Genomic DNA, 20647 nt, shown 5'->3' on the forward strand with positions numbered 1-20647 from the left:
CCCGAGGTCAGCCGCGCATGACTGCCACGCCCGCACCCACCGCGCCCGACGCCGAGTTCGCGCCGCTGGACATCGGCCCGATCCGGGTGTGGCCGCCCGTCGTGCTGGCGCCGATGGCCGGCATCACCAACGCGCCGTTCCGCACGCTCTGCCGCGAGCAGAGCGGCGGCAAGGGCCTGTACGTCTCCGAGATGATCACCACCCGGGCCCTGGTCGAGCGCAACGCCAAGACCATGCAGCTGATCAAGTTCGACGCCAGCGAGAAGCCGCGCTCGATCCAGCTGTACGGCGTGGACCCGGTGACGGTCGGCAAGGCCGCCCGGATGATCGCGGACGAGGGCCTGGCCGACCACATCGACCTCAACTTCGGCTGCCCCGTCCCCAAGGTGACCCGCAAGGGCGGCGGCTCGGCGCTGCCGTACAAGCGCAACCTGCTGCGCGAGATCCTGCGCGAGGCCGTGGCCAACGCGGGCGACCTGCCGGTCACCATGAAGATGCGCAAGGGCATCGACGACGACCACCTCACCTACCTGGACGCCGGCCGGATCGGCGCCGAGGAGGGCGTGGCCGCGATCGCCCTGCACGGGCGCACCGCCGCCCAGCACTACGGCGGGACGGCCGACTGGTCGGCGATCGCCCGGCTGCGCGAGTCCGTTCCGGCGCACGTCCCGGTGCTGGGCAACGGGGACATCTGGTCGGCGGACGACGCGCTGCGGATGATGCGGGAGACCGGCTGCGACGGCGTCGTGGTGGGCCGCGGCTGCCTGGGCCGGCCGTGGCTGTTCAGGGACCTGGTCTCGATCTTCGAGGGCGAGGTCGACTACGCCCGTCCGGACTTCGGCTACGTGGCGCGGGCCATGGTGCGGCACGCGCAGCTGCTCGGCGAGTGGATCGGGGACGAGGCTCGCGGCGTGATCGACTTCCGCAAGCACGTCGCCTGGTACACCAAGGGCTTCTCGGTCGGCTCGGAGCTGCGGGTGAAGCTCGCCAACTCCTCCTCCCTGGTCGAGCTGGCCGGAACCCTCGCCCTGGTGGAGCAGTCCCAGGCCTGGCCGGCGGGTGCGGACGGGCCGCGCGGGCGTACCGCCGGCAACAACCGGGTGGTGCTGCCCGAGGGCTGGTTGGACGATCCGTACGACTGCGCCCGACCGGGGGCGGATGCCGAATCGGACACCTCTGGCGGATGACCTGTCCATAATGGCGAAATCGGCCCCCTGGGGCCCATCGCCACTCGGTCCCAGCCCTCTTGTCCAACCTGGACAGGAGGGCTCCTTTTCGGCGATCCGATGTCACGGAACGGGCACGTTTCTGGACGGAGTGCGACGATCGGCGGAGGCGGACTACGTTCGACCGGTGAGATGCGCTGGTGACGCTTGCCACATGCGGTGGCGCCTGGCGGCGGGTCAGTGGACGAAATGGACAGGTCGACTGTGAATCGCTTCCCGAAGCCGGTGGGCCGGTGATCGGCCGATCCGAGTGCAGGAAATCAAGCCGGGGCAACGCGGGCGACCCGCGACCGCTACCCAGCGTCCGAATCATGCGATCTTCGTGTTCTATTCGTTCAAGACTTGAAGGTTGGCTAGCGTCATCCGGACGATTTCACCAACAGAGGTGAACGCCTTTATGTGCATTCGATCTATCGGGTTACCCCCGGGTACCGGCCTCGTACGGCCCATTCGGGGCAGAGAAGAACCTTCGAAATGGGTATGTTCTCCGGCGTCAGGGCAACCGCGTACGAGGAGACCGACCCGTGCCGTCCCAGCAGAAGTTTGTTTACTCCTTCACTGAAGGAAACAAGGACCTCAAGGACCTTCTCGGCGGCAAGGGCGCGAACCTGGCCGAGATGACCAACCTTGGCCTCCCCGTCCCTCCGGGGTTCACCATCACCACCGAGGCCTGCAAGGTCTTCCTGGAGACCGGCAGCGAGCCGGCCTCGCTGCACCAGGAGATCAGCGCCCACCTGGACGCGCTCGAGCAGGAGATGGGCAAGAAGCTCGGCCAGCCCGACAACCCGCTGCTGGTGTCGGTGCGCTCGGGCGCGAAGTTCTCCATGCCCGGCATGATGGACACCGTCCTGAACATCGGCCTCTCGGACGCCTCGGTGGTCGGTCTCGTCGCCCAGTCCGGCAACGAGCGCTTCGCCTGGGACTCCTACCGCCGCCTGGTCCAGATGTTCGGCAAGACCGTGCTGGGCGTCGACGGCGAGCTGTTCGAGGAGGCCCTGGACGAGGCCAAGCACGCCAAGGGCACCGCCAACGACCTGGACCTGGACGCTTCCGACCTCCGGGCGCTCGTCGAGGTGTTCAAGGGCATCGTCGAGCGCGAGACCGGCCGGGCCTTCCCGCAGGACCCGCGCGCGCAGATGGACCTCGCCATCCACGCCGTCTTCCACTCCTGGAACGGCGACCGCGCCCGCCTGTACCGCCGGCAGGAGCGCATCCCGAACGACCTCGGCACCGCGGTCAACGTCTGCAGCATGGTCTTCGGCAACCTCGGCGAGGACTCCGGCACCGGTGTCGCCTTCACCCGCGACCCCTCCACCGGTGCCCAGGGCGTCTACGGCGACTACCTGTCCAACGCCCAGGGCGAGGACGTCGTCGCCGGCATCCGCAACACCCTGCCGCTGGCCGAGCTGGAGAAGCTCGACAAGAAGTCGTACGACGAGCTGATGACGATCATGCAGACGCTCGAGAACCACTACCGCGACCTCTGCGACATCGAGTTCACCATCGAGCGCGGCAAGCTCTGGATGCTGCAGACCCGCGTCGGCAAGCGCACCGCCGCCGCGGCCTTCCGGATCGCCGTCCAGCTGGTCGACCAGGGCCTGATCGACCTGGACGAGGCCCTCATGCGGGTCACCGGCGGCCAGCTCTCGCAGCTGATGTTCCCGCGCTTCGCCCCGAACGCCGAGTCCCAGCAGATCGCCTGGGGCCTCGCCGCCTCGCCCGGCGCCGCCATCGGCAAGATCGTGTTCGACTCCTACACCGCCGTCAAGTGGTCCCGTTCCGGCGAGAAGGTCATCCTGGTCCGCCGCGAGACCAACCCGGACGACCTGGACGGCATGATCGCCGCCGAGGGCATCCTCACCTCACGCGGCGGCAAGACCTCGCACGCCGCCGTCGTCGCCCGCGGCATGGGCAAGACCTGCGTCTGCGGCGCCGAGGAGCTGGAGGTCGACACCAAGCGCCGCCGGATGACCACCGCCGGCGGCCTGGTGCTGGAGGAGGGCGACGTCGTCTCCATCGACGGCGCCACCGGCAAGGTCTACCTCGGCGAGGTCCCCGTCCTGCCGTCCCCCGTCGTCGAGTACTTCGAGGGCACCCTGCACGCCGGCGCCGACGTCCAGGGCGGGCTCGTCCAGGCCGTCCACCGGCTGATGGCGCACGCCGACGTCCGCCGCCGGCTCGCCGTGCGCGCCAACGCCGACAACGCCGAGGACGGCGGGCGCGCCCGCCGCTACGGCGCCCAGGGCATCGGCCTGTGCCGCACCGAGCACATGTTCCTCGGCGAGGAGCGCCGCAAGGAGGTCGAGCACCTGATCCTGGCGGACAACGACAAGGACCGCGAACTCGCCCTCTCCACCCTGCTGCCGCTGCAGAAGGGCGACTTCCTGGAGCTCTTCCAGGCCATGGACGGCCTGCCCGTCACCGTCCGGCTGCTCGACCCGCCGCTGCACGAGTTCCTGCCGGACATCACCGAACTGTCGGTGCGCGTCGCCCTCGCCGAGGCCCGCAAGGACCCGAACGAGAACGATCTGCGCCTGCTCCAGGCGGTGCACAAGCTGCACGAGCAGAACCCGATGCTGGGCCTGCGCGGCGTCCGCCTCGGCCTGGTCATCCCCGGCCTGTTCGGCATGCAGGTCCGCGCCATCGCCGAGGCCGCCGCCGAGCGCCGGCTGGCCGGCGGGGACCCGCGCCCCGAGGTGATGATCCCGCTGGTCGGCACCGTCCAGGAGCTGGAGCTGGTCCGCGACGAGTGCGAGCGCGTGCTCGCCGAGGTCGCCCAGTCCACCGGCGTGCAGCTGGACATCAAGCTCGGCACCATGATCGAGCTGCCGCGCGCCGCGGTCACCGCCGGTCAGATCGCCGAGGCCGCCGAGTTCTTCTCCTTCGGCACCAACGACCTCACCCAGACCGTGTGGGGCTTCTCCCGGGACGACGTGGAGGCCTCGTTCTTCACCGCGTACCTGGAGAAGGGCATCTTCGGGGTCTCCCCGTTCGAGACCATCGACCGCGACGGCGTCGGCGCGCTCGTCAAGCACGCCGTCGAGGCCGGCCGGGCCACCCGCCCCGACCTCAAGCTCGGCGTCTGCGGCGAGCACGGCGGCGACCCGGACTCGGTCCACTTCTTCCACGAGGTGGGGCTGGACTACGTCTCCTGCTCCCCCTTCCGGATCCCGGTGGCGCGCCTGGAGGCAGGCCGCGCCGCCATCGAGACGGCGGGCAGCGACCCGCGCTGAGAGAGGGTAGGCATCCCCTCCTCGGCCGCGGGCCGGACTGACCGCTTCCCTCCCCGTCGGGAGGGCGTACACCGGAGCTCGGCGCAGGAGAACCGGCGTACGTAACAACGGCCGGGCGGGAACGGACAATGGCGTCCGTCCCCGCCCGGCCGTCCGTCTGTGCCCGGCCGCCCGTCCCCGGCCGGCCGGATGTGGCGGCGGCCACGTGTGTAGCTGGCCGGGCGGTGCCCGCGGGCCTGCCAAGCTGGGGCGCATGACCAGACGTAAAAGCCCGCTCGTCGTCGTGGCCGTCCTGATCCTGGCCCTCGTCGCCGGCATCGGGTACCTGCTCGCCGGCAAGGGCGGCAGCAGCCACCCCAAGGCCGCCGCGAGCTCCACCGCCACCTCGGCGGGCGCCTCGGCCCCCAAGTCCTCGGCCCCCAAGCCGTCCCCGCCCGCCGGCGGCACCCCCGCCCCGAGCGGCACCTGGGTGCCCGCCGACCCGGCGCTCGCCGACGTCTGCCGCAGCAAGCTCCCCAGCCAGGCCCAGGACACCCTCGGCCTGATCGCCAAGAACGGCCCGTACCCGTACAACCGCGACGGCATCGTCTTCGAGAACCGCGAGAGCCGTCTGCCGAAGAAGTCCGGCGGCTACTACCACGAGTTCACCGTGGTCACCCCGGGATCCAACGACCGCGGCACCCGCCGCGTGGTCACCGGCGGCTCCGGCGAGCAGTACTGGTCGCCGGACCACTACGGGACCTTCCAGGAGATCGACCCGCGCTGCTGACACCTCGAGTCGCGTGACACCCCGCACCCCTCACCGGGCCCGGCGCCAGCTGATCCGGCGGTGGGGGCCGTGCGGGCCGGTGGTGAGGAGGGCGGTCAGCTCGTGGAACACCGGGACGGGGTCGCGCCGGAGCTGGACCGGGGTGGTGCGGACCACGGGGAGCCCGACGGCGGTCAGCCGGTTGGCGCGGGCCAGGCCGCGTTCGTGGTCGGCGGGGCGCAGGTGCCAGGCGCGGGAGTCGATCTCCAACGCCACGCAGGCGTGCGGCCAGTAGGCGTCCGGGACGGCGAGGAAGCGGCCGTCCAGGAAGAGCACCGGGTTCCACAGCGGCTCGGGCAGGCCCGCGTGCGCGAGGAGTTCGCGGGCCTCGCCCTCCACCACCGATCGCACTCCGGCGGTGAGGTCCTCCACCACCCGGGCCACCTGCGGCAGTCCGAGCGCGCCCGGCCGGGCCAGCAAGTGGTCCAGCAGCTCGCCGAGTTCGCAGTGCCGCCGCTGGACGGCCTCCGCGCACAGCGCCCGGAACCGGTGCTGCCCGGTCTCGCCCGGCGCGAGGTCGGCCAGCGCCCGGGCGACGGTGGTGCTCCACAGCCCGTCGTCCCGCTCGAAGCCGCCCGGCAGTGGCCCGACCGACCGGTGGATCCGGACGAACTCGCGGTCGCGGACCCGGCGTTGGGCGGGAATCAGGACGTCGATCCGGGCCAGGTCGGTCGGGTGTCCGGCGCTCGGCAGCCCCACGTCGGCCAGCACCGCGTCCCCGGTCAGCAGCACCTCCCCGGCCTGCGGCGCCCGCCCCTTGGGGCTCGCGTACGCCAGCGCGGCGCGCAGCCGTTGATGCGCCGTCAATCGGCCGGACTGCAGGCAGATCACCCGGGGCAGCACCTGTTGCCAGGGCCCGTCGGGGCGCAGCCGGTGGGCGATGGTGCCGGACGGCACTCCGAGCCGGCGCAGTTGCGCCCGGGTGACGATGTGCTGCTGGTCGGCGCCGAGCAGCACGACGGGGTCGAGCGGGTTCACGCGGGTCATGCCCCGGGTGCTGCCCACCATGATCGGATGTATGCGAAACATCGCTCGTCGGGGGAGCCTACGAGAATGAGGTTGACGGAGCGCCGGTCGAACCACTGAGCTGAGGGCCATATGACGACTCCACCCACCGGCCCCGCGCTCGACGCGCTCAACGGCCTTTCGGTAGGCGATGCCTACGGTGCACAGCTCTTCGTCCCGGCCACCGCCGCCGCCCATTTCGCCGCCCGCACCGACCCGCCCGGCCCCTGGCCGTGGACCGACGACACCGAGATGGCGTGCTCGGTGTACGCCGCGCACACCGAACGCGGCACGATCGACACCTTCGACCTCACCCACGCCTTCGCCCGGCGCCACGACTTCGACCGCGGGTACGGTCCGGCCGCCAACCGGATGCTGCGGCTGGTCCGGGAGGGCGGTGACGCGAAGGCCCTGGCGGCCGAACTCTTCGACGGCCAGGGCTCGTACGGCAACGGCGCCGCGATGCGGGTCGCCCCGCTGGGGGCGGCGTACGCCGAGGACCCGGCCGCCGCGGTCCGGCCCGCCGCCGACACCGCCGTGATCACCCACACCCACCCGCAGGCGGTGGACGGCGCCATCGCGGTCGCGGTGGCCACCGCGTACGCGGTGCGGGCGCGCACCGGGGCGACGACGCCGGAGTCCTTCCTGGAGGCGGTGATCTCCCTCACCCCTTACGGCGCCGTCCGTGACGGCCTCACCGAGGCGGTCCAGCTGCTCGCCGAACCGGACCCGAGGGCCGCCGCCGAGATCCTGGGCAACGGCAGCCGGACGTCCGCCGTCGACACCGTCCCGTACGCCCTGTGGTGCGCCGCCCGGCACCTGAGCGACTATCCGGCCGCCGTCCGGGAGGCGGTCGCGGCCGGCGGCGACATGGACACGGTGGCCGCGATCACCGGGGGAGTGGTAGCCGCGCACACCGGGACCGAGGGCATTCCGGCCGCCTGGCTGGCCGCCCGCGAACCGCTGCCCGGCTGGGCGTTCCCCGAGCCGGGCGGCGTCCGGCCCGCCCCGGAGAGGGAGGGCCGCCTGAAGCCCATGCTGCTGCCCCGCGCCTGCCCGGTGCCGGACGTGGTCTGGACGGACGAGGAGTGGCAGCGGATCCGGGCCGGGCTGCGCCCCCGGGAGATGGAGGACAAGTGGGTGTCCCACACCGCCGAGGGCGTGCTGCGCCTGCACCGCAGCTGGACCGGCTTCGAGATCTGGAGCGTCCGGGTCACCCCGGTGCGCGGCGGCTGGCGGCCCGGGTCGGCGCTGGCCGAGGCGCACCCCGACCGCTTCCGGGGAGCTGCCGATCCGGAGCTCCTCGCACGGGTCCTCGGCCTGGCCGCCAGGGGCTACGGGTGGCGGCCGTAGCCCCCTTCGGACCGTTTCAGGCCGTGATCAGGTGCCCGGGACCGCCGCCGTGTCTAAGGCACTCCTGGTTGATCGCCGGATCCGGGGCGCTGGGCGAGGTGGCGGCGGCGATCCGCAGCTCGATGATGTCCCGCACCGCGGGCCACTCGTCGTCGAGGATCGAGTAGAACGCGGTCGAGCGCACCACCCCGTCGAGCCCGCGCGAGTGGGCCCGGCGGACGCCTTCGGAGGTGGCGCCGAGCCGCTCGATGGCGGTGCGCGAGCGCTGGTTGCGGGCGTCGGCGCGCAGCGAGATCCGCTGCACCCCCCAGGTCTCGAAGGCGTGGCGCAGCATCAGCAGCTTGGCCTCGGTGTTGATGCCGGTGCCCTGGGCACGCGGCGAGAGCCAGGTGTTGCCGATCTCGGCGGCGTCCGGGACGGCCGTGGCCGGGTCGCCGAACGGCACCCCGGGCACCGGTGGCCAGACCATCGGCCCCCGCCAGTAGTCGAGTTCCAGGAATCGGGTGGAGCCGACGACCCGGCCGTCCGCCACGTTCACCGTCGCGAACGGCAGCGACCGGCCCGCGGCCTGGTCGGCGAGGGCGCGCGCGATGTAGTCGCGGGCCGCTTCGAGGCCGTGCGGGACGGGCGTGAAGGCGTAGGTCGTACGGTCCTCGGCGCCGGCCTCGGCGATGGCCGAGGCATGGTGCGCGGCGAGGGGCTCCAGCCGCACGGTGCGGCCGGTGAGGATGACAGGTACGGGCACGGAACCTTCGGTCCTTCATCGGTCGGAGGGTGCCTACCGTGCCGGGGTACGGCTCGGGAGGCAGGGACAGTCGCCCCGGCCCCGGAGCACGCCCGCCGGTACCCGCGCACGCCGGAGAGCCGGTCGGGCGGGGCGGGGGCGGCGGCCCGGAGGCGGGCAGCGCGGTGCCGGAACGGACTCGGGTCCACGGACCGGTCCGGCGGGGATGAGCGAGGGGACAGCGTGCGTCCGCGAGATGGCCGATGAGGAAACGGGAGCGCGAAGGAAACAGGCGGCCAGATGAAGGCAAGATGCGTCGTGTGGGCTGGCCGAGCACCGGTCCGGGACGTGGCCGACGGCGTTACGGGACGACGTGACGACGACGCGACGATGCGAGGCAGCGAGAGGACGATACCCGTCAGAAGGCGGTGCGTCACTTCCCGGCACGCGAATGGCGGTGCGGGCCGCTGCGACCCGCCCCCGGACGGGCCGTTGAACACCCGTGACCAGGGGCTTTCCACCCGGGTGCGATCATGGTCCGGAGCGGTCCGGAGAGGACGCCGGACCCGCCGCCGGGAGGGTCGGGAATTCCGGCGGCGCCCGGCACGCTGGAGAGGACGAGAAGCCGGTACGTCGTGACGAGTAGAGAACGGGGTTGGGTGCGCGGTGCGTGACTTCCAGGCGCTGTACGAGCTGGATCAGCAGGGCGTGGCCGCGGTGGCCGCGGCCACCGCGGAGCTGCGCGACACCGGTGCGGGCCTCGTGCTGCTCCAGCACTTCGAGGGCTTCATGGACGCCGGCGAGGCCGGCGGCCAGGTGGTGGCCCACCTCCTGGAGACGGGCTCGCCGCAGGTGGTGGCCCGTTTCGACCACGACCGCCTGGTCGACTACCGGGCGCGCCGCCCCGCGATGGTCTTCGACCGGGACCAGTGGGCGTCCTACGAGCCGCCGGAGATCCTGCTCCAGCTCGTCCGCGACGGCGCCGGCGCGCCGTTCCTGCTGCTCACCGGCCCCGAGCCGGACGTCGAGTGGGAGCGCTTCGCCGGCGCCGTCCGCGAGCTGGTGGAGCGCTTCGAGGTCCGGCTGGCGGTGGACTTCCACGGCATCCCGATGGGCGTGCCGCACACCCGCCCGGTCGGCCTGACCCCGCACGGCAACCGGCTGGACCTGGCGGCCGGCTACCCGCAGTGGTTCGAGCAGGCGCAGGTCCCGGGCAGCGCCCAGGCGCTGCTGGAGTACCGCCTGGCCGAGGCCGGGCACGACGTGCTGGGCTTCGCCGTGCACGTCCCGCACTACGTGGCACGCTCGGAGTACCCGGCGGCCGCCGTGCTGATCCTGGAGGCGGTGCAGTCCGCCACCGGCCTGGTGTTGCCGGGCACCCGGCTGCGCGAGCGGGTCGGCGAGGTGTACGCCGACATCGAGGAGCAGCTGGCGCACGGGGACGGCGAGTTGCGCTCGGCGATCCGCGGCATGGAGGGCCAGTACGACGCGGTGGCGGGGGCGGAGGGTCGGGAGAGCCTGCTGGCCGAGCCGGTGGACCTGCCGTCGGCGGACGAGCTGGGGCGGCGCTTCGAGCAGTTCCTGGCCGAGCACGAGCGCGGCGCGGAGTAGGTCCGGCGCGGAACAGGTCCGGGCGGGGAGCGGGTCAGGCGCGGAATCGGCCCCGTAGCGGCGGGAACCGGCCGGGTCGGCGGCGGCCGGGAGTCACGGGAGTCATTCGCGGGCCCCGTTCGTTGGTGGTGGCGGCGTCGGGGGACGCGCCGCCGTACGGAGCTGCCCGTGACGCCTATCCCCCGGGGGGATGCCATGCCCACGACCATGTCCAGGACCATCCGCCCGGCCGTCGCCCTGACGGCCGGGCTCGCCGCGCTGCTGCTCGCCGGGTGCACCGCTCCGGACGGCGGGACGGAGGGCTTCGCGGGCGCGCTGCCCGCCAAGAACGCCAAGTCCACGCCGCCGCCGAACGGCCCGTACGTGGCCCTCGGCGACTCGTACACCGCCGGCCTGAAGATCGCCCCGCAGGTGGGCGAGCCGAAGGGCTGCTCCCGCTCGGGGGTCAACTACCCGTCCCTGGTGGCGAAGGGACTCGGGCTGCCGGCAGGCCAGTTCCAGGACGTCAGTTGCAGCGGCGCCCGCACCGGGGATCTGACCGGCGCCCAGGAGACCGACCACGGCACCAACCCGCCCCAGCTGGACGCGCTGACCTCGGCCACCCGCCTGGTGACGGTCGGCATCGGCGGCAACGACGCGGGCTTCATGGAGGTCGTCAAGGAGTGCGCCAAGGAGAACCTGGTGGACGCGGTGAAGGGCATCGTCGGCGCCACCCGCGCCTCCTCGCCCTGCCGCGAGCACTACGCCTCCGGCGGGACGGACGAGGTGCAGCGCAAGGTCGACGCGGCCGGTGAGCAACTCGGCAGGATCCTGCAGGACATCAAGCACCGCTCCCCGCAGGCCCGGGTCTACGTGATCGGGTACCCGACGCTGCTCCCGGCCGACCCGGCGAGCTGCCGGCCGGTGCTGGGCAAGGCGGTCGCGGCCGGGGACCTGGGCTTCCTCTCGGAGAAGGAGCAGCAGCTCAACAGCATGCTCAAGCGGCGGGCGGCGGGCGCGGGCGCGGTGTTCGTGGACGCGGCCGCCCCCTCGGCCGGGCACGACATGTGCGCGGGCGAGGCCACCCGCTGGGTCGAACCGCCCTTCCCGGCCCCGGGCCTGGCGGCGATCCACCCCAACGCCAAGGGGCAGGAGGCGGTGGCCGCCGTCGTCCTCAAGGCCGTCCGCGGCTGAGGCCGGAGGCCGGGGCCGGACCGCAGGCGGCGCCCGGCGGGCCGGGGCGGACATCAGCGCGTCACCGGGGCCGGGGCGGACATCAGCGCGTACCGCAGGATTCACGCTCCGGCCCACGCCCCTTCGTGCGCGGCACACCCCGGCTGTCGGGGGCGCGGCGTACCGTGAGGGGCATATGGATGACACCGCGCACCGCCTCGCCGCCGCCCCGCTCCCGTACGACCACGCCGCCGAGGCCCGCTGGGTCCCCGAACCGGACAAGCGCCCCGGCCGCACGGCGTTCCAGCGCGACCGCGCCCGGGTGCTGCACTCGGCGGCGCTGCGGCGGCTGGCCGGCACCACCCAGGTGGTTGCCCCGATGCGCAGCGACTTCCCCCGCACCCGGCTCACCCACTCCCTCGAATGCGCCCAGGTGGGGCGGGAGTTGGGCGCCGCCCTGGGCTGCGACCCGGACCTCGTGGAGGCCGGCTGCCTGGCCCACGACATCGGCCACCCGCCGTTCGGCCACACCGGCGAGGAGGCGCTCGACCAGGCCGCCGAGGCCTGCGGCGGCTTCGAGGGCAACGCGCAGTCGCTGCGCATCCTCACCCGGCTCGAACCCAAGCGCTTCGCCCCGGAGGGTGAGCACCCCGCCGCTCGGCTCGCCCCCTGGCCCGGCCGCAGCGTCGGCCTCAACCTGACCCGCGCCGCTCTCGACGCCGCCACCAAGTACCCGTGGACGCGCGGCGCCCACCCCACCGACCCGGCCTCGCCCAAGTACGGCGTCTACGCCGACGACCTGCCGGTGTTCCGCTGGCTGCGGGCCGGCTCCCCGGCCGGGCGCAAGTGCTTCGAGGCCACCGTCATGGACTGGTCCGACGACGTCGCGTACTCGACCCACGACGTCGAGGACGGCCTCCAGGCCGGCCACATCGACCCGGCCGTGCTGCGGGCGCCGAGCGAGCGGGCCGAACTCTTCAAGGTCGCCGAGCGCTACGCCCCGGACGCCGAGCCGGAGGAGCTGGCCGCCGCCCTCGACCGGCTGCTCGCCCAGGACCGGTGGCCCCAGGAGTACGACGGCACGGCCCGCGCCCGGGCCGGGCTGAAGGACCTCACCAGCCAGCTGATCGGCCGCTTCTGCCTGGCCGCCGAGCAGGCCACCCGGGCCCGCTACGGCCCCGGCCGGCTCACCCGGTACACGGCCGAGCTGGTGGTGCCGCGGGGCGTCCGGCTGGAGGTCGCGGTGCTCAAGGCGGTCGCCGTCCGCTTCGTGATGCAGCGCGACGAGCAGGCCCAGCTGCGGGCCCGCCAGCGGATCGTGATCGCCGAGCTGGCGTACGTGCTCACCCAGCGCGCCCCCGAGGGCCTGGACCCGGTGTTCGGCGCGCTCTACCGCGAGGCCGAGGACGACCGGGCCGCCCTGCGCGCGGTCATCGACCAGATCGCCACCCTCACCGACGCCTCCGCCCTCGCCCTGCACGCCAGGCTCGTCGGCGCCGCCTGGGCCTGACCGCCCGCGGCCCCGGCGCCCGGCGTCCGACCGCCCAGGCGCAACCGCCCGGCGTCCGACCGCGCGCGGCGGGCCGGTCCCGGCGCGACCGGACCGCCGGGAAACCCCGGCCACCCCAGTAGACTTCCGGGGTGGCCGGGCGGATCAGGGACGAAGACGTACAAGCGGTGCGCAGCGCACTGCCGATCGACGCCGTGGTCGGCGACTACGTTCAGCTCACCAACGGTGGCGGCGGCGAGTACAAGGGCGTCTGCCCCTTCCACGACGAGAAGTCCGCCTCGTTCTACGTGAACCCCGCCAAGGGCGTCTTCCACTGCTTCGGCTGCCAGGAGAACGGCGACACCATCGCCTTCCTGATGAAGATCGAGCACTTCACCTTCGCCGAGGCCGTCGAGCGGATGGCCGCCCAGGCCGGCATCACCCTGCGCTACGAGGAGGGCGGCTACAGCCCCCGCCACCAGCAGGGCGAGCGGACCCGCCTGGTCGAGGCGCACAAGGTGGCCGCCGCCTACTACCGGGAGCAGCTGGCCTCGGCGGAGGCGGAGATCGGCCGCCGCTTCCTGGCCGAGCGCGGCTTCGACGAGGAGGCCGCGAAGACCTTCGGCGTCGGCTACGCCCCGGTGGGCTGGGAGCACCTGGTCCGCTACCTGCGCGGCAAGGGCTTCACCGACAAGGAGATCCTGCTCGGCGGCCTGGCCTCGCAGGGCCAGCGCGGCGGCCTGATCGACCGCTTCCGGGGCCGGCTGGTCTGGCCGATCCGGGACATCGCGGGCGAGGTGGTCGGCTTCGGCGCCCGCCGCCTGCGCGAGGACGACAACGGCCCGAAGTACCTGAACACCCCCGAGACGCCGATCTACAAGAAGTCGCACGTGCTGTACGGCATCGACCTGGCGAAGAAGGAGATCGCCAAGTCGGGCCGCGCGGTCGTGGTCGAGGGCTACACCGACGTGATGGCCTGCCACCTGGCGGGGGTCACCTCGGCGGTGGCCACCTGCGGTACGGCCTTCGCCGAGGACCACATCAAGATCATCCGTCGGCTGCTGATGGACACCTCGCAGTACCGCGGCGAGACGGTCTTCACCTTCGACGGCGACGCGGCCGGTCAGAAGGCCGCCCTGCGGGCCTTCGAGGACGACCAGAAGTTCGCCGCCAAGACCTCCATCGCGGTCAGCCCGGGCGGCATGGACCCGTGCGAGCTGCGTCTGGCCCAGGGCGACGAGGCGGTCAAGCAGCTGATCGACAACCCCGTCCCGCTGTTCGAGTTCGCGCTGGTCTCGGCGGTGTCCAAGCACCGGGTGGAGACGCCGGAGGGGCGGTCGGCGGCCCTGGAGGAGGCGGCCCCGATCGTCGCCAAGATCAAGGACCGCTCGATCCAGCACGAGTACGCCGTCCGCCTGGCCGGCATGCTCGGCATCCTGGACGAGCCCTTCGTCGTCCGCCGGGTCTCCCAGCTGGCCCGCTGGGACCGCGAGCGCCAGCAGAACCCCCGGGGCGCCGACCGCGGCCGCCGCGTCGAGCCCGTGCCGGTGCGCCCGGCGCAGCCCGCCTTCCGGCTCAACCCGCGCGACCCGGCCCAGTTCGTCGAGCGGGAGCTGCTCAAGCTGGCGCTCCAGCACCCGGACCTGGTCAGCCCGGCCTTCGACCACTACGGCGAGGACGAGTTCCCCACCCTGCCGTACACCGCCGTCCGGCAGGCCATCGCCAAGGCCGGCGGCGCCGCGTACGGGGCGACGCTGCCCGACTTCACCAGCGCGGTGCGCGAGGCGGCCCCGGACGACCAGGTGCGCTCGCTGGTCACCGAGCTGACCGTCGAGCCGGTGCGCTCCCGCCGGAAGGTGGACGCGGTCTACGCCGGGGAGTTCCTGGTCAAGCTGCGCCTGCTGGCGGTGGACCGGCGGATCGCCGAGGTCCGCGGCTACCTCCAGCGGCTCGGCCACCGGGCCGACGCCGAGCAGCAGCACGCGGTGCAGACCGAGCTGTGGCAGCTCCAGCAGTACGGTCAGCAGCTCCGCAGCCAGGGCGCGGCGGGGCTGTAGGAGTGCGGCGGGGCCGTGGGAGCGGCCCAGAAAGTCGGCGCACGAGTCTCGGCCACGGAGTGTGGCGTACCGCACACTGGAGGGCGTCCCACCTCCGTTCAGCGCGGGTCCGCCAGAGTCGCGCCCGCCCCGAGGGATGCCCGTGGACCGAGGCTTCGCCGCGACCTCCAGCCCGACCGCCGCACCGACCGCCAGTCCGACCGCCAGCCCGACCGCCGCACCGCCCGGCGCGCTGAGTGCCGCACCGCCCGGGGAACGGGAGACGGACCACGGCCGGGCCGGGGCCGCGCCCCCGGACGGCGCCCGAGGCGTGCCGGAGGGCCACCCCGAGGCCCCGGAGACGGACCCCGACGCAGAGGGTCCGGAGCCCGACGACGGGGACGAGGAGGAGCCCCGCCCGCCGGCCGAGGGCGACGCCGGCCCGGCGCCGGACCTGCTCCGCCAGTACCTGCGCGAGATCGGCCGGGTCCGCCTGCTCACCGCCGCCGAGGAGGTGGAGCTGGCCCGCCGGGTCGAGGTCGGCCTGTTCGCCGAGGAGCGGCTGAACGGTGACCCCCCGCCGCCCGACCCGCTGGCCCGCGAACTGGACACCCTGGTGGTGCGCGGCCGGATCGCCAAACGCCGGCTGATCGAGGCGAACCTGCGGCTGGTGGTGTCCGTCGCCAAACGCTACGTCGGCCGCGGACTGACCCTGCTGGACCTGATCCAGGAGGGCAACCTGGGCCTGATCCGGGCGGTGGAGAAGTTCGACTACGCCCGCGGCTACAAGTTCTCCACGTACGCGACCTGGTGGATCCGGCAGGCGATGAGCCGGGCGCTGGCCGACCAGGCCCGGACGATCCGGGTGCCGGTGCACGTGGTCGAGCTGATCAACCGGGTGATCCGGGTGCAGCGCGCCCTGCTGCAGGAGCGCGGGCTGGAACCGACTCCGGCCGGGATCGCCGCCGCCCTGGAGCTGACCGAGGAACGGGTGCGCGAACTGCTCCGGCTGGCCCAGGAGCCGATCTCGCTGCACACCCCGGTCGGCGAGGAGGACGACGTCGCGCTCGGCGACCTGATCGAGGACGCCGACGCCGCCTCACCCGCGGAGTCCGCCACCTTCCTGCTGCTGCGCCAGCACCTGGACGCGGTCCTGGCCACCCTGGGCGAGCGGGAGCGCCAGGTCGTCCAGCTCCGCTACGGGCTGGACGACGGCCGCCCGCGCACGCTGGAGGAGATCGGCGCGGTGTTCGGCGTGACCCGGGAGCGGATCCGCCAGATCGAGTCGAAGACGCTGATCAAGCTCCGCGACCACGCCTTCGCGGCGCAGCTGCGCGGGTATCTCGACTGAGCGGCCCACCGGGATCGGCTAGGACCGGCCCGGGGAGGGGGCTGTGCGCCGGCGGGCTGCGCGGCGGTCGGCTCTGCGGCGGTCGGCTGTGCCGGGGACGGCGGGTCGGTGGCCGCCGCGTCCGGGCCGGTGCCCGGGGGCGGCGAGGCGGGGCCGATCGGGATCGGGGTGGAGGCCACCACGGCGGCCAGGCCGGAGACGGGCGAGGTGCAGACGTGCCCGGCCGGCTGGTACCCGCAGACCTGGAAGGTGACGGCCGGGTCGGCCGCGTCCAGCATCGACGAGTAGTTGTCGTAGCCCCAGTGGATGAGTGCCGTCTCGCTCTGGCCGGAGCCGTCGGTGATGGTCGCGTAGTCGTTCGGCTCACCCTCGGTGATCGCCGCCCAGGCCGCCTGGCAGGTCTGGCTGTACCGGAGGTAGACGACGACCTTGCCGATGACGTCGGTCTGCAGGGTCCGGGCGTCCTTGCCGCAGCCGGTGGCCTTGGGGTCCTTGTGCGCGCAGCCGACGGCCTGGCAGACGGGAGCGCCCGGGACGGGCTTGGCCGCGGTGGCGGTCGGGACGGGCTCAGCGACGGTCTGCGGCTGCTCCTGGTGCCGGGTGGCCCGCAGGCCGACCAGCACCAGCAGGGCCACCAGCAGGGCGGCGCCGGTCAGCAGCGTCGCCGGGCGCCGCCACCACGCCACGGGTGCCGGCACGGTGCCGCCGGGTTCGCCGGGTGCGGCGGTCAGGTCGAGCACGTCGGTCACGTCGGTCACGTCGGAGGCGGCAAGTGCGTCGGAGGTGGCGGGCACGCCGGTCCGGTCCGTCGGGGGCTGTGCCACCGGGGCCTGCTCGGGGGCCGCCTGCGCGGCGGGTTCCTCCGGGGCGGCGGGCTCGCCGTCCTCCTCGGGCCCCGCCACGGCCCGCTCCCACAGCGCCCGCAGGGCCGGCCCGTCGCAGTCCACCGCCCCGGTCAGCGCCTCCAGCGCCTGCCCGGTGATGACCCGCTTGCCGTTCAGCCAGCGCTCCCAGGAGGCCCGGCTGTAGTGCGTCCGGGCGGCCAGCTCGGACAGCGAGAGTCCGGCGGCGTCCTTGATGGCCCGGAGCTCCTCGGCCAGGAGCCGGGCGGGTCCGGACAGCTCTTCGGGCAGGTTCTTCCAGGCGGAACCCATGGGGCCTTCCAACGGTGCGAGACGGGAACGGGGGACGGGGAGAGCGGAACGGGCTCCGGCCGGGGCCGTCCGGGTGTCTCCGCTTCTCCAAACCCATCGGTCCGGCGTCCCAAACCCCAGGTCATGGCGCTGAGACGGACGGAAGTGTCTCACAACCCCCGGGAACGCTCGCATGTGCACGTGTCCGTCGTGCACAGTTCTCTGGTCGGCGCGGTTCGCCGCCCGACGGCGTCGTTCGGACGCGGACCGGTCACCGGTCCCCGCTCCGGCAGCACGTCCCGATTCCCCCACCGGCCGGGGCAGCCTCGCGGGGGGAGGCTGCCCCGGTTCGTCCGGGACGCACGGTGGGGAGGGCGCTTCGCCGCGCCCTCCCCACCGTGATCACGCCCCACCGTGATCACGCCCACTGCGTTCACGTCCCACCGCGTTCACGCCCCGGTGGACCACACGCCTAGTGGTGGAAGCCCGACCGGGCCGGCACCCCGAGCTCCTTGAGCGGGCCGGGCTGGCGCCGCAGCTCCGGCAGCAGCCGGGAGAGGTCGGCCAGCAGCAGGTCGGCGAGGTCCAGCGAGAAGCCGTTGCGGCAGACCACCCGGAGCACCGACAGGTCCGTCCGGTTCGCGGGGAAGGTGTACGCGGGCACCTGCCAGCCGCGCTCGCGCAGCCGCCGCGAGACGTCGAACACGTCGAACGGCTCGTCGTCGGCGGTGGTGAGGGCGAAGACCGGCAACTGGTCGCCGCGGGTCAGCAGCCGGAAGCCGCCCAACTGCCCGATCGCTTCGGACAGGTGGATGGCGACCTCGCGGCAGGCGCCCTGGACGGCCCGGAAGCCGTCCCGGCCGAGCCGCAGGAAGACGTAGTACTGCGCGACGACCTCGGCGCCGGGGCGGGAGAAGTTGAGCGCGAAGGTCGGCATCTCGCCGCCGAGGTAGTTGACCCGGAAGACCAGTTCCTCCGGCAGCGCCTCCTGGTCGCGCCACAGGGCCCAGCCGACGCCGGGGTAGACCAGGCCGTACTTGTGCCCGGAGCTGTTGATCGAGGCGACCCGGGGGAGCCGGAAGTCCCAGACCACCTGGGGGTCGAGGAAGGGCGCCACCATGCCGCCGGAGGCGCCGTCCACGTGCACCGGGACGTCGAGGCCGGCGCGTTGCTGGAGGTCGTCCAGGGCCGCGCAGATCTCCGCGATCGGCTCGTAGGAGCCGTCGAAGGTGGAACCGAGGATGCCGACCACGCCGATGGTGTCCTCGTCGCACAGCGCGACCGCGTGCTCGGCGTCGAGGTGGAAGCGCTCGCCCTCCATGGGCGCGGTGCGGGCCTCGACCTCCCAGAAGGTGCAGAACTTCTCCCAGCACACCTGCACGTTGACGCCCATCACCAGGTTGGGCCGGGCCCCGGCCGCGTAGCGCTCGGCGTTGCGGCGCATCCAGCGGCGCTTGAGCGCCATGCCGGCCAGCATGCAGGCCTCGCTGGAACCGGTGGTGGAGCAGCCGACCGCGGCGTCCGGGTCGGGGGCGTGCCAGAGGTCGGCGAGGATCGCCACGCAGCGCCGCTCCAGTTCGGCGGTCTGCGGGTACTCGTCCTTGTCGATCATGTTCTTGTCCAGGCACTCGGTCATCAGCCGGGTGGCCTGCGTCTCCATCGAGGTGGTGACGAAGGTCGCCAGGTTGAGCCGGGCGTTGCCGTCCAGCATCAGCTCGTCGTGGATCAGCTGGTACGCGGTGTCGGCTGCGACGGGCCCCTCGCCGAGCCGGTGCAGCGGCGGTGCCAGCTTCATCGAGCCCAGCGGGTCGGCGGCGCCCACGAGCGGACCGATGCTCAGCCGGCGGTCGTTGCCGGCCCCCTTGTGCAGCGCCATGGAGTCCTGCCGCCCTTCGAGCCGGTGGCCGTGTCCCGTCCCACGCTGCCACCGGCCGCCGGGTGACGCATCTTCACCGGCCGGGGCCGGGGGGGCGCCGCCGTCCCCGGCCGGCGAGGCCGCCGCAGCCGGGGTCAGGCCGCCGTCTCCGGGTGGATCTGTTCGCGGGCGGCGCGGTACTGCTGGCGCACCGCCGACCCGATCGCCAGGTCCTGCTCCCCGTCCGGCTCGACGGTCTCGGCGTCCGGCAGCTCCCACTCCGGCGGCTCCGGGGTGCCGGCCAGTGCCCAGGCGGCCTGCCGGGCGGCCCCGCGGGCGGCGTGGGCGCCCGGCGGCGGCACCACGACCGGGACGCCGAACAGCGGCGGGGCGATGTGCCGGACGGCGGGCAGCCGCCCGGCCGCGCCGAGCAGGAACACCCGCCGCACCGCGACACCCTGGGCGCGCAGTACGTCGAGGGCGTCCGCGATGTTGCACAGCATGCCCTCGACGGCGGCCCGGGCCAGGTGCTGCGGTGTCATCGACTCGGCCCGCAGGCCGGTCAGGGTGCCGGCCGCGTGCGGGAGGGCAGGCGTCCGCTCGCCGTCCAGGTAGGGGAGGAGCACCAGCCCGTACGCGCCGGGGGAGGAGTGCAGGGCGAGGTCGCTCAGGCCGTCCAGGTCCCGGCCGAGCATGGCGGCGGTGGCGCGGAGCACCTGGGCGGCGTTGAGGGTGGCGACCATCGGGAGGTGGCGGCCGGCGGCGTCGGCGAAGGAGGAGATCAGCCCGGTGGCGTCCACCACGGCCTGGTCGTGCACGGCGAAGATCGTTCCGGCGCTGCCGAGCGAGACCACCGCGTCGCCGGGGCGCAGCCCGAGGCCGAGCGCGGCGGCCATGTTGTCGCCGGTGCCGGCCGAGATCAGCAGGCCCTCGGGGGTGTGCCCGGCGGGTTCGGCGGGGTCGAGCACCTCGGGCAGCCGCAGCTCGTGGCCGAGCGCCAGCTCGACCAGGTCCTGCCGGTACTCGCCGGTGATCGGGGACCAGTAGCCGGTGCCGGAGGCGTCGCCCCGGTCGGTGGTGCGGCGCCTGGGGTGGCCGAGGAGCTGCCAGACCAGCCAGTCGTGCGGGAGCAGCACCTCGGCCACCCGGCGGGCGTTGGCCGGCTCGAACTCGGCCAGCCAGCGCAGCTTGGCGATGGTGTAGGTCGGGCTGGGGACGGCGCCGATCGCGGCGGTCCAGGCGGCCGGGCCGCCGAGCGCGTCCAGCAGCTTGGCGGCGGCGCCGCCGGAGCGCGGGTCGTTCCAGAGGATCGCCGGCCGGACCAGCACGCCGCCCGCGTCCAGGCCGATCATGCCGTGCTGCTGCGCGCTGACGCCGATGGCCCGGACGCCCTCCAGCAGGCCGCCGGCGGCGGCGTCGCCGAGCGAGTGCAGCCACAGCTGTGGGTCGGCCTCGCCGGGGCGGGTGTCCGGGTCCTCGGGGACGGGGTGCGGCGCCTTGCCGGAGCGCAGGACGGCGCCGGTGTCGGCGTCGCACGCGACGATCCGGGTGCGGTTGGTCGAGCTGTCTATCCCCGCGACGATGGCCATGCCGAGATCATGCCTCAGCCCGGCCCTGGACGCGTCCGGGCCGGGCGAGGTGTTGCCCGTTCGGGACTCGACGCAGGGCCCT

The 20647-nt window shown here is 73.8% G+C and carries 13 protein-coding genes and 1 pseudogene; 9 read left to right on the top strand and 5 right to left on the bottom strand.

Features of this window, described 5'->3' with window-relative positions; genetic code table 11:
- Window positions 1-17 precede the first annotated feature (17 nt).
- From dusB to ACIP37_RS07560, 3 genes are all read left to right on the top strand, one after another.
- On the top strand, window positions 18-1187 hold the full coding sequence (gene dusB / locus ACIP37_RS07550) for a tRNA dihydrouridine synthase DusB (RefSeq protein ID WP_363586333.1): 1170 nt from the start codon (window positions 18-20) through the stop codon (window positions 1185-1187).
- A gap of 563 nt (window positions 1188-1750) precedes the next feature.
- Window positions 1751-4459 (top strand): pyruvate, phosphate dikinase, encoded by a 2709-nt coding sequence (gene ppdK, locus ACIP37_RS07555; RefSeq protein ID WP_363586332.1) that lies wholly within the window; start codon window positions 1751-1753, stop codon window positions 4457-4459.
- A 253-nt stretch (window positions 4460-4712) separates the two neighbouring features.
- Window positions 4713-5228, top strand: a complete 516-nt coding sequence (locus ACIP37_RS07560) for a ribonuclease (protein WP_363586331.1) — start codon at window positions 4713-4715, stop codon at window positions 5226-5228.
- Between the two features lie 30 nt (window positions 5229-5258).
- On the opposite strand, the gene ACIP37_RS07565 is transcribed toward ACIP37_RS07560, so the two are convergent.
- Window positions 5259-6254: a hypothetical protein gene (locus ACIP37_RS07565; RefSeq protein WP_400843514.1), complete on the bottom strand. Its 996-nt coding sequence runs from the start codon at window positions 6252-6254 to the stop codon at window positions 5259-5261.
- Window positions 6255-6365: 111 nt separating this feature from the next.
- Between ACIP37_RS07565 and ACIP37_RS07570 the strand changes: the two genes are divergently transcribed.
- Complete coding sequence (locus ACIP37_RS07570; RefSeq protein WP_400805414.1) at window positions 6366-7625, top strand: ADP-ribosylglycohydrolase family protein; 1260 nt, start codon at window positions 6366-6368, stop codon at window positions 7623-7625.
- A 16-nt stretch (window positions 7626-7641) separates the two neighbouring features.
- Here ACIP37_RS07570 and ACIP37_RS07575 read toward each other — a convergent pair whose 3' ends face one another.
- Window positions 7642-8370 carry a GNAT family protein gene (locus ACIP37_RS07575; protein ID WP_363586328.1) on the bottom strand — a complete coding sequence of 243 codons (729 nt, stop codon included), beginning with the start codon at window positions 8368-8370 and terminating at the stop codon, window positions 7642-7644.
- Window positions 8371-9015: 645 nt separating this feature from the next.
- On the opposite strand from ACIP37_RS07575, the gene ACIP37_RS07580 reads away from it, so the two are divergent.
- The 5 genes from ACIP37_RS07580 (at window position 9016) to ACIP37_RS07600 (ending at window position 15988) form a co-directional block, all read left to right on the top strand.
- Entirely contained in the window at window positions 9016-9960 is a 945-nt protein-coding gene (locus tag ACIP37_RS07580; RefSeq protein ID WP_363586327.1) for a PAC2 family protein, read from the top strand.
- A 207-nt stretch (window positions 9961-10167) separates the two neighbouring features.
- Window positions 10168-11133, top strand: a complete 966-nt coding sequence (locus ACIP37_RS07585) for an SGNH/GDSL hydrolase family protein (protein WP_363586326.1) — start codon at window positions 10168-10170, stop codon at window positions 11131-11133.
- A gap of 175 nt (window positions 11134-11308) precedes the next feature.
- Window positions 11309-12622 (top strand): deoxyguanosinetriphosphate triphosphohydrolase, encoded by a 1314-nt coding sequence (locus ACIP37_RS07590; protein ID WP_363586325.1) that lies wholly within the window; start codon window positions 11309-11311, stop codon window positions 12620-12622.
- A 131-nt stretch (window positions 12623-12753) separates the two neighbouring features.
- Window positions 12754-14658 (top strand): DNA primase, encoded by a 1905-nt coding sequence (gene dnaG, locus ACIP37_RS07595; RefSeq protein WP_363629250.1) that lies wholly within the window; start codon window positions 12754-12756, stop codon window positions 14656-14658.
- 136 nt (window positions 14659-14794) lie between these two features.
- Entirely contained in the window at window positions 14795-15988 is a 1194-nt protein-coding gene (locus ACIP37_RS07600) for a sigma-70 family RNA polymerase sigma factor (RefSeq protein ID WP_400805417.1), read from the top strand.
- Window positions 15989-16257: 269 nt separating this feature from the next.
- On the opposite strand, the pseudogene ACIP37_RS07605 reads toward ACIP37_RS07600, so the two are convergent.
- The 3 genes and pseudogenes from ACIP37_RS07605 to ACIP37_RS07615 form a co-directional block, all read right to left on the bottom strand.
- A pseudogene (locus ACIP37_RS07605) lies at window positions 16258-17316 on the bottom strand (DUF2690 domain-containing protein); the annotation flags it as partial.
- A 277-nt stretch (window positions 17317-17593) separates the two neighbouring features.
- A complete protein-coding gene (locus ACIP37_RS07610) occupies window positions 17594-18997 on the bottom strand; it encodes a glutamate decarboxylase (RefSeq protein ID WP_400805418.1) in 1404 nt (467 codons plus the stop codon).
- A 134-nt stretch (window positions 18998-19131) separates the two neighbouring features.
- Entirely contained in the window at window positions 19132-20565 is a 1434-nt protein-coding gene (locus ACIP37_RS07615) for an FGGY family carbohydrate kinase (protein WP_363586322.1), read from the bottom strand.
- Window positions 20566-20647 lie beyond the last annotated feature (82 nt).

Origin of the sequence: Kitasatospora sp. NPDC088861, assembly GCF_044750105.1 — a bacterium.
Lineage (GTDB): Bacteria > Actinomycetota > Actinomycetes > Streptomycetales > Streptomycetaceae > Kitasatospora.

Excerpts from the sequence above, each read along its gene's own strand:
- ACIP37_RS07585 (WP_363586326.1), top strand. The coding sequence starts at position 10,168 with ATGTCCAGGACCATCCGCCCGGCCGTCGCCCTGACGGCCGGGCTCGCC.
- ACIP37_RS07615 (WP_363586322.1), bottom strand. The coding sequence starts at position 20,565 with ATGGCCATCGTCGCGGGGATAGACAGCTCGACCAACCGCACCCGGATC.
- ACIP37_RS07560 (WP_363586331.1), top strand. The coding sequence starts at position 4,713 with ATGACCAGACGTAAAAGCCCGCTCGTCGTCGTGGCCGTCCTGATCCTG.
- dusB (WP_363586333.1), top strand. The coding sequence starts at position 18 with ATGACTGCCACGCCCGCACCCACCGCGCCCGACGCCGAGTTCGCGCCG.
- ACIP37_RS07565 (WP_400843514.1), bottom strand. The coding sequence starts at position 6,254 with ATGACCCGCGTGAACCCGCTCGACCCCGTCGTGCTGCTCGGCGCCGAC.
- ACIP37_RS07600 (WP_400805417.1), top strand. The coding sequence starts at position 14,795 with ATGCCCGTGGACCGAGGCTTCGCCGCGACCTCCAGCCCGACCGCCGCA.
- ACIP37_RS07570 (WP_400805414.1), top strand. The coding sequence starts at position 6,366 with ATGACGACTCCACCCACCGGCCCCGCGCTCGACGCGCTCAACGGCCTT.
- ACIP37_RS07610 (WP_400805418.1), bottom strand. The coding sequence starts at position 18,997 with ATGGCGCTGCACAAGGGGGCCGGCAACGACCGCCGGCTGAGCATCGGT.
- ACIP37_RS07590 (WP_363586325.1), top strand. The coding sequence starts at position 11,309 with ATGGATGACACCGCGCACCGCCTCGCCGCCGCCCCGCTCCCGTACGAC.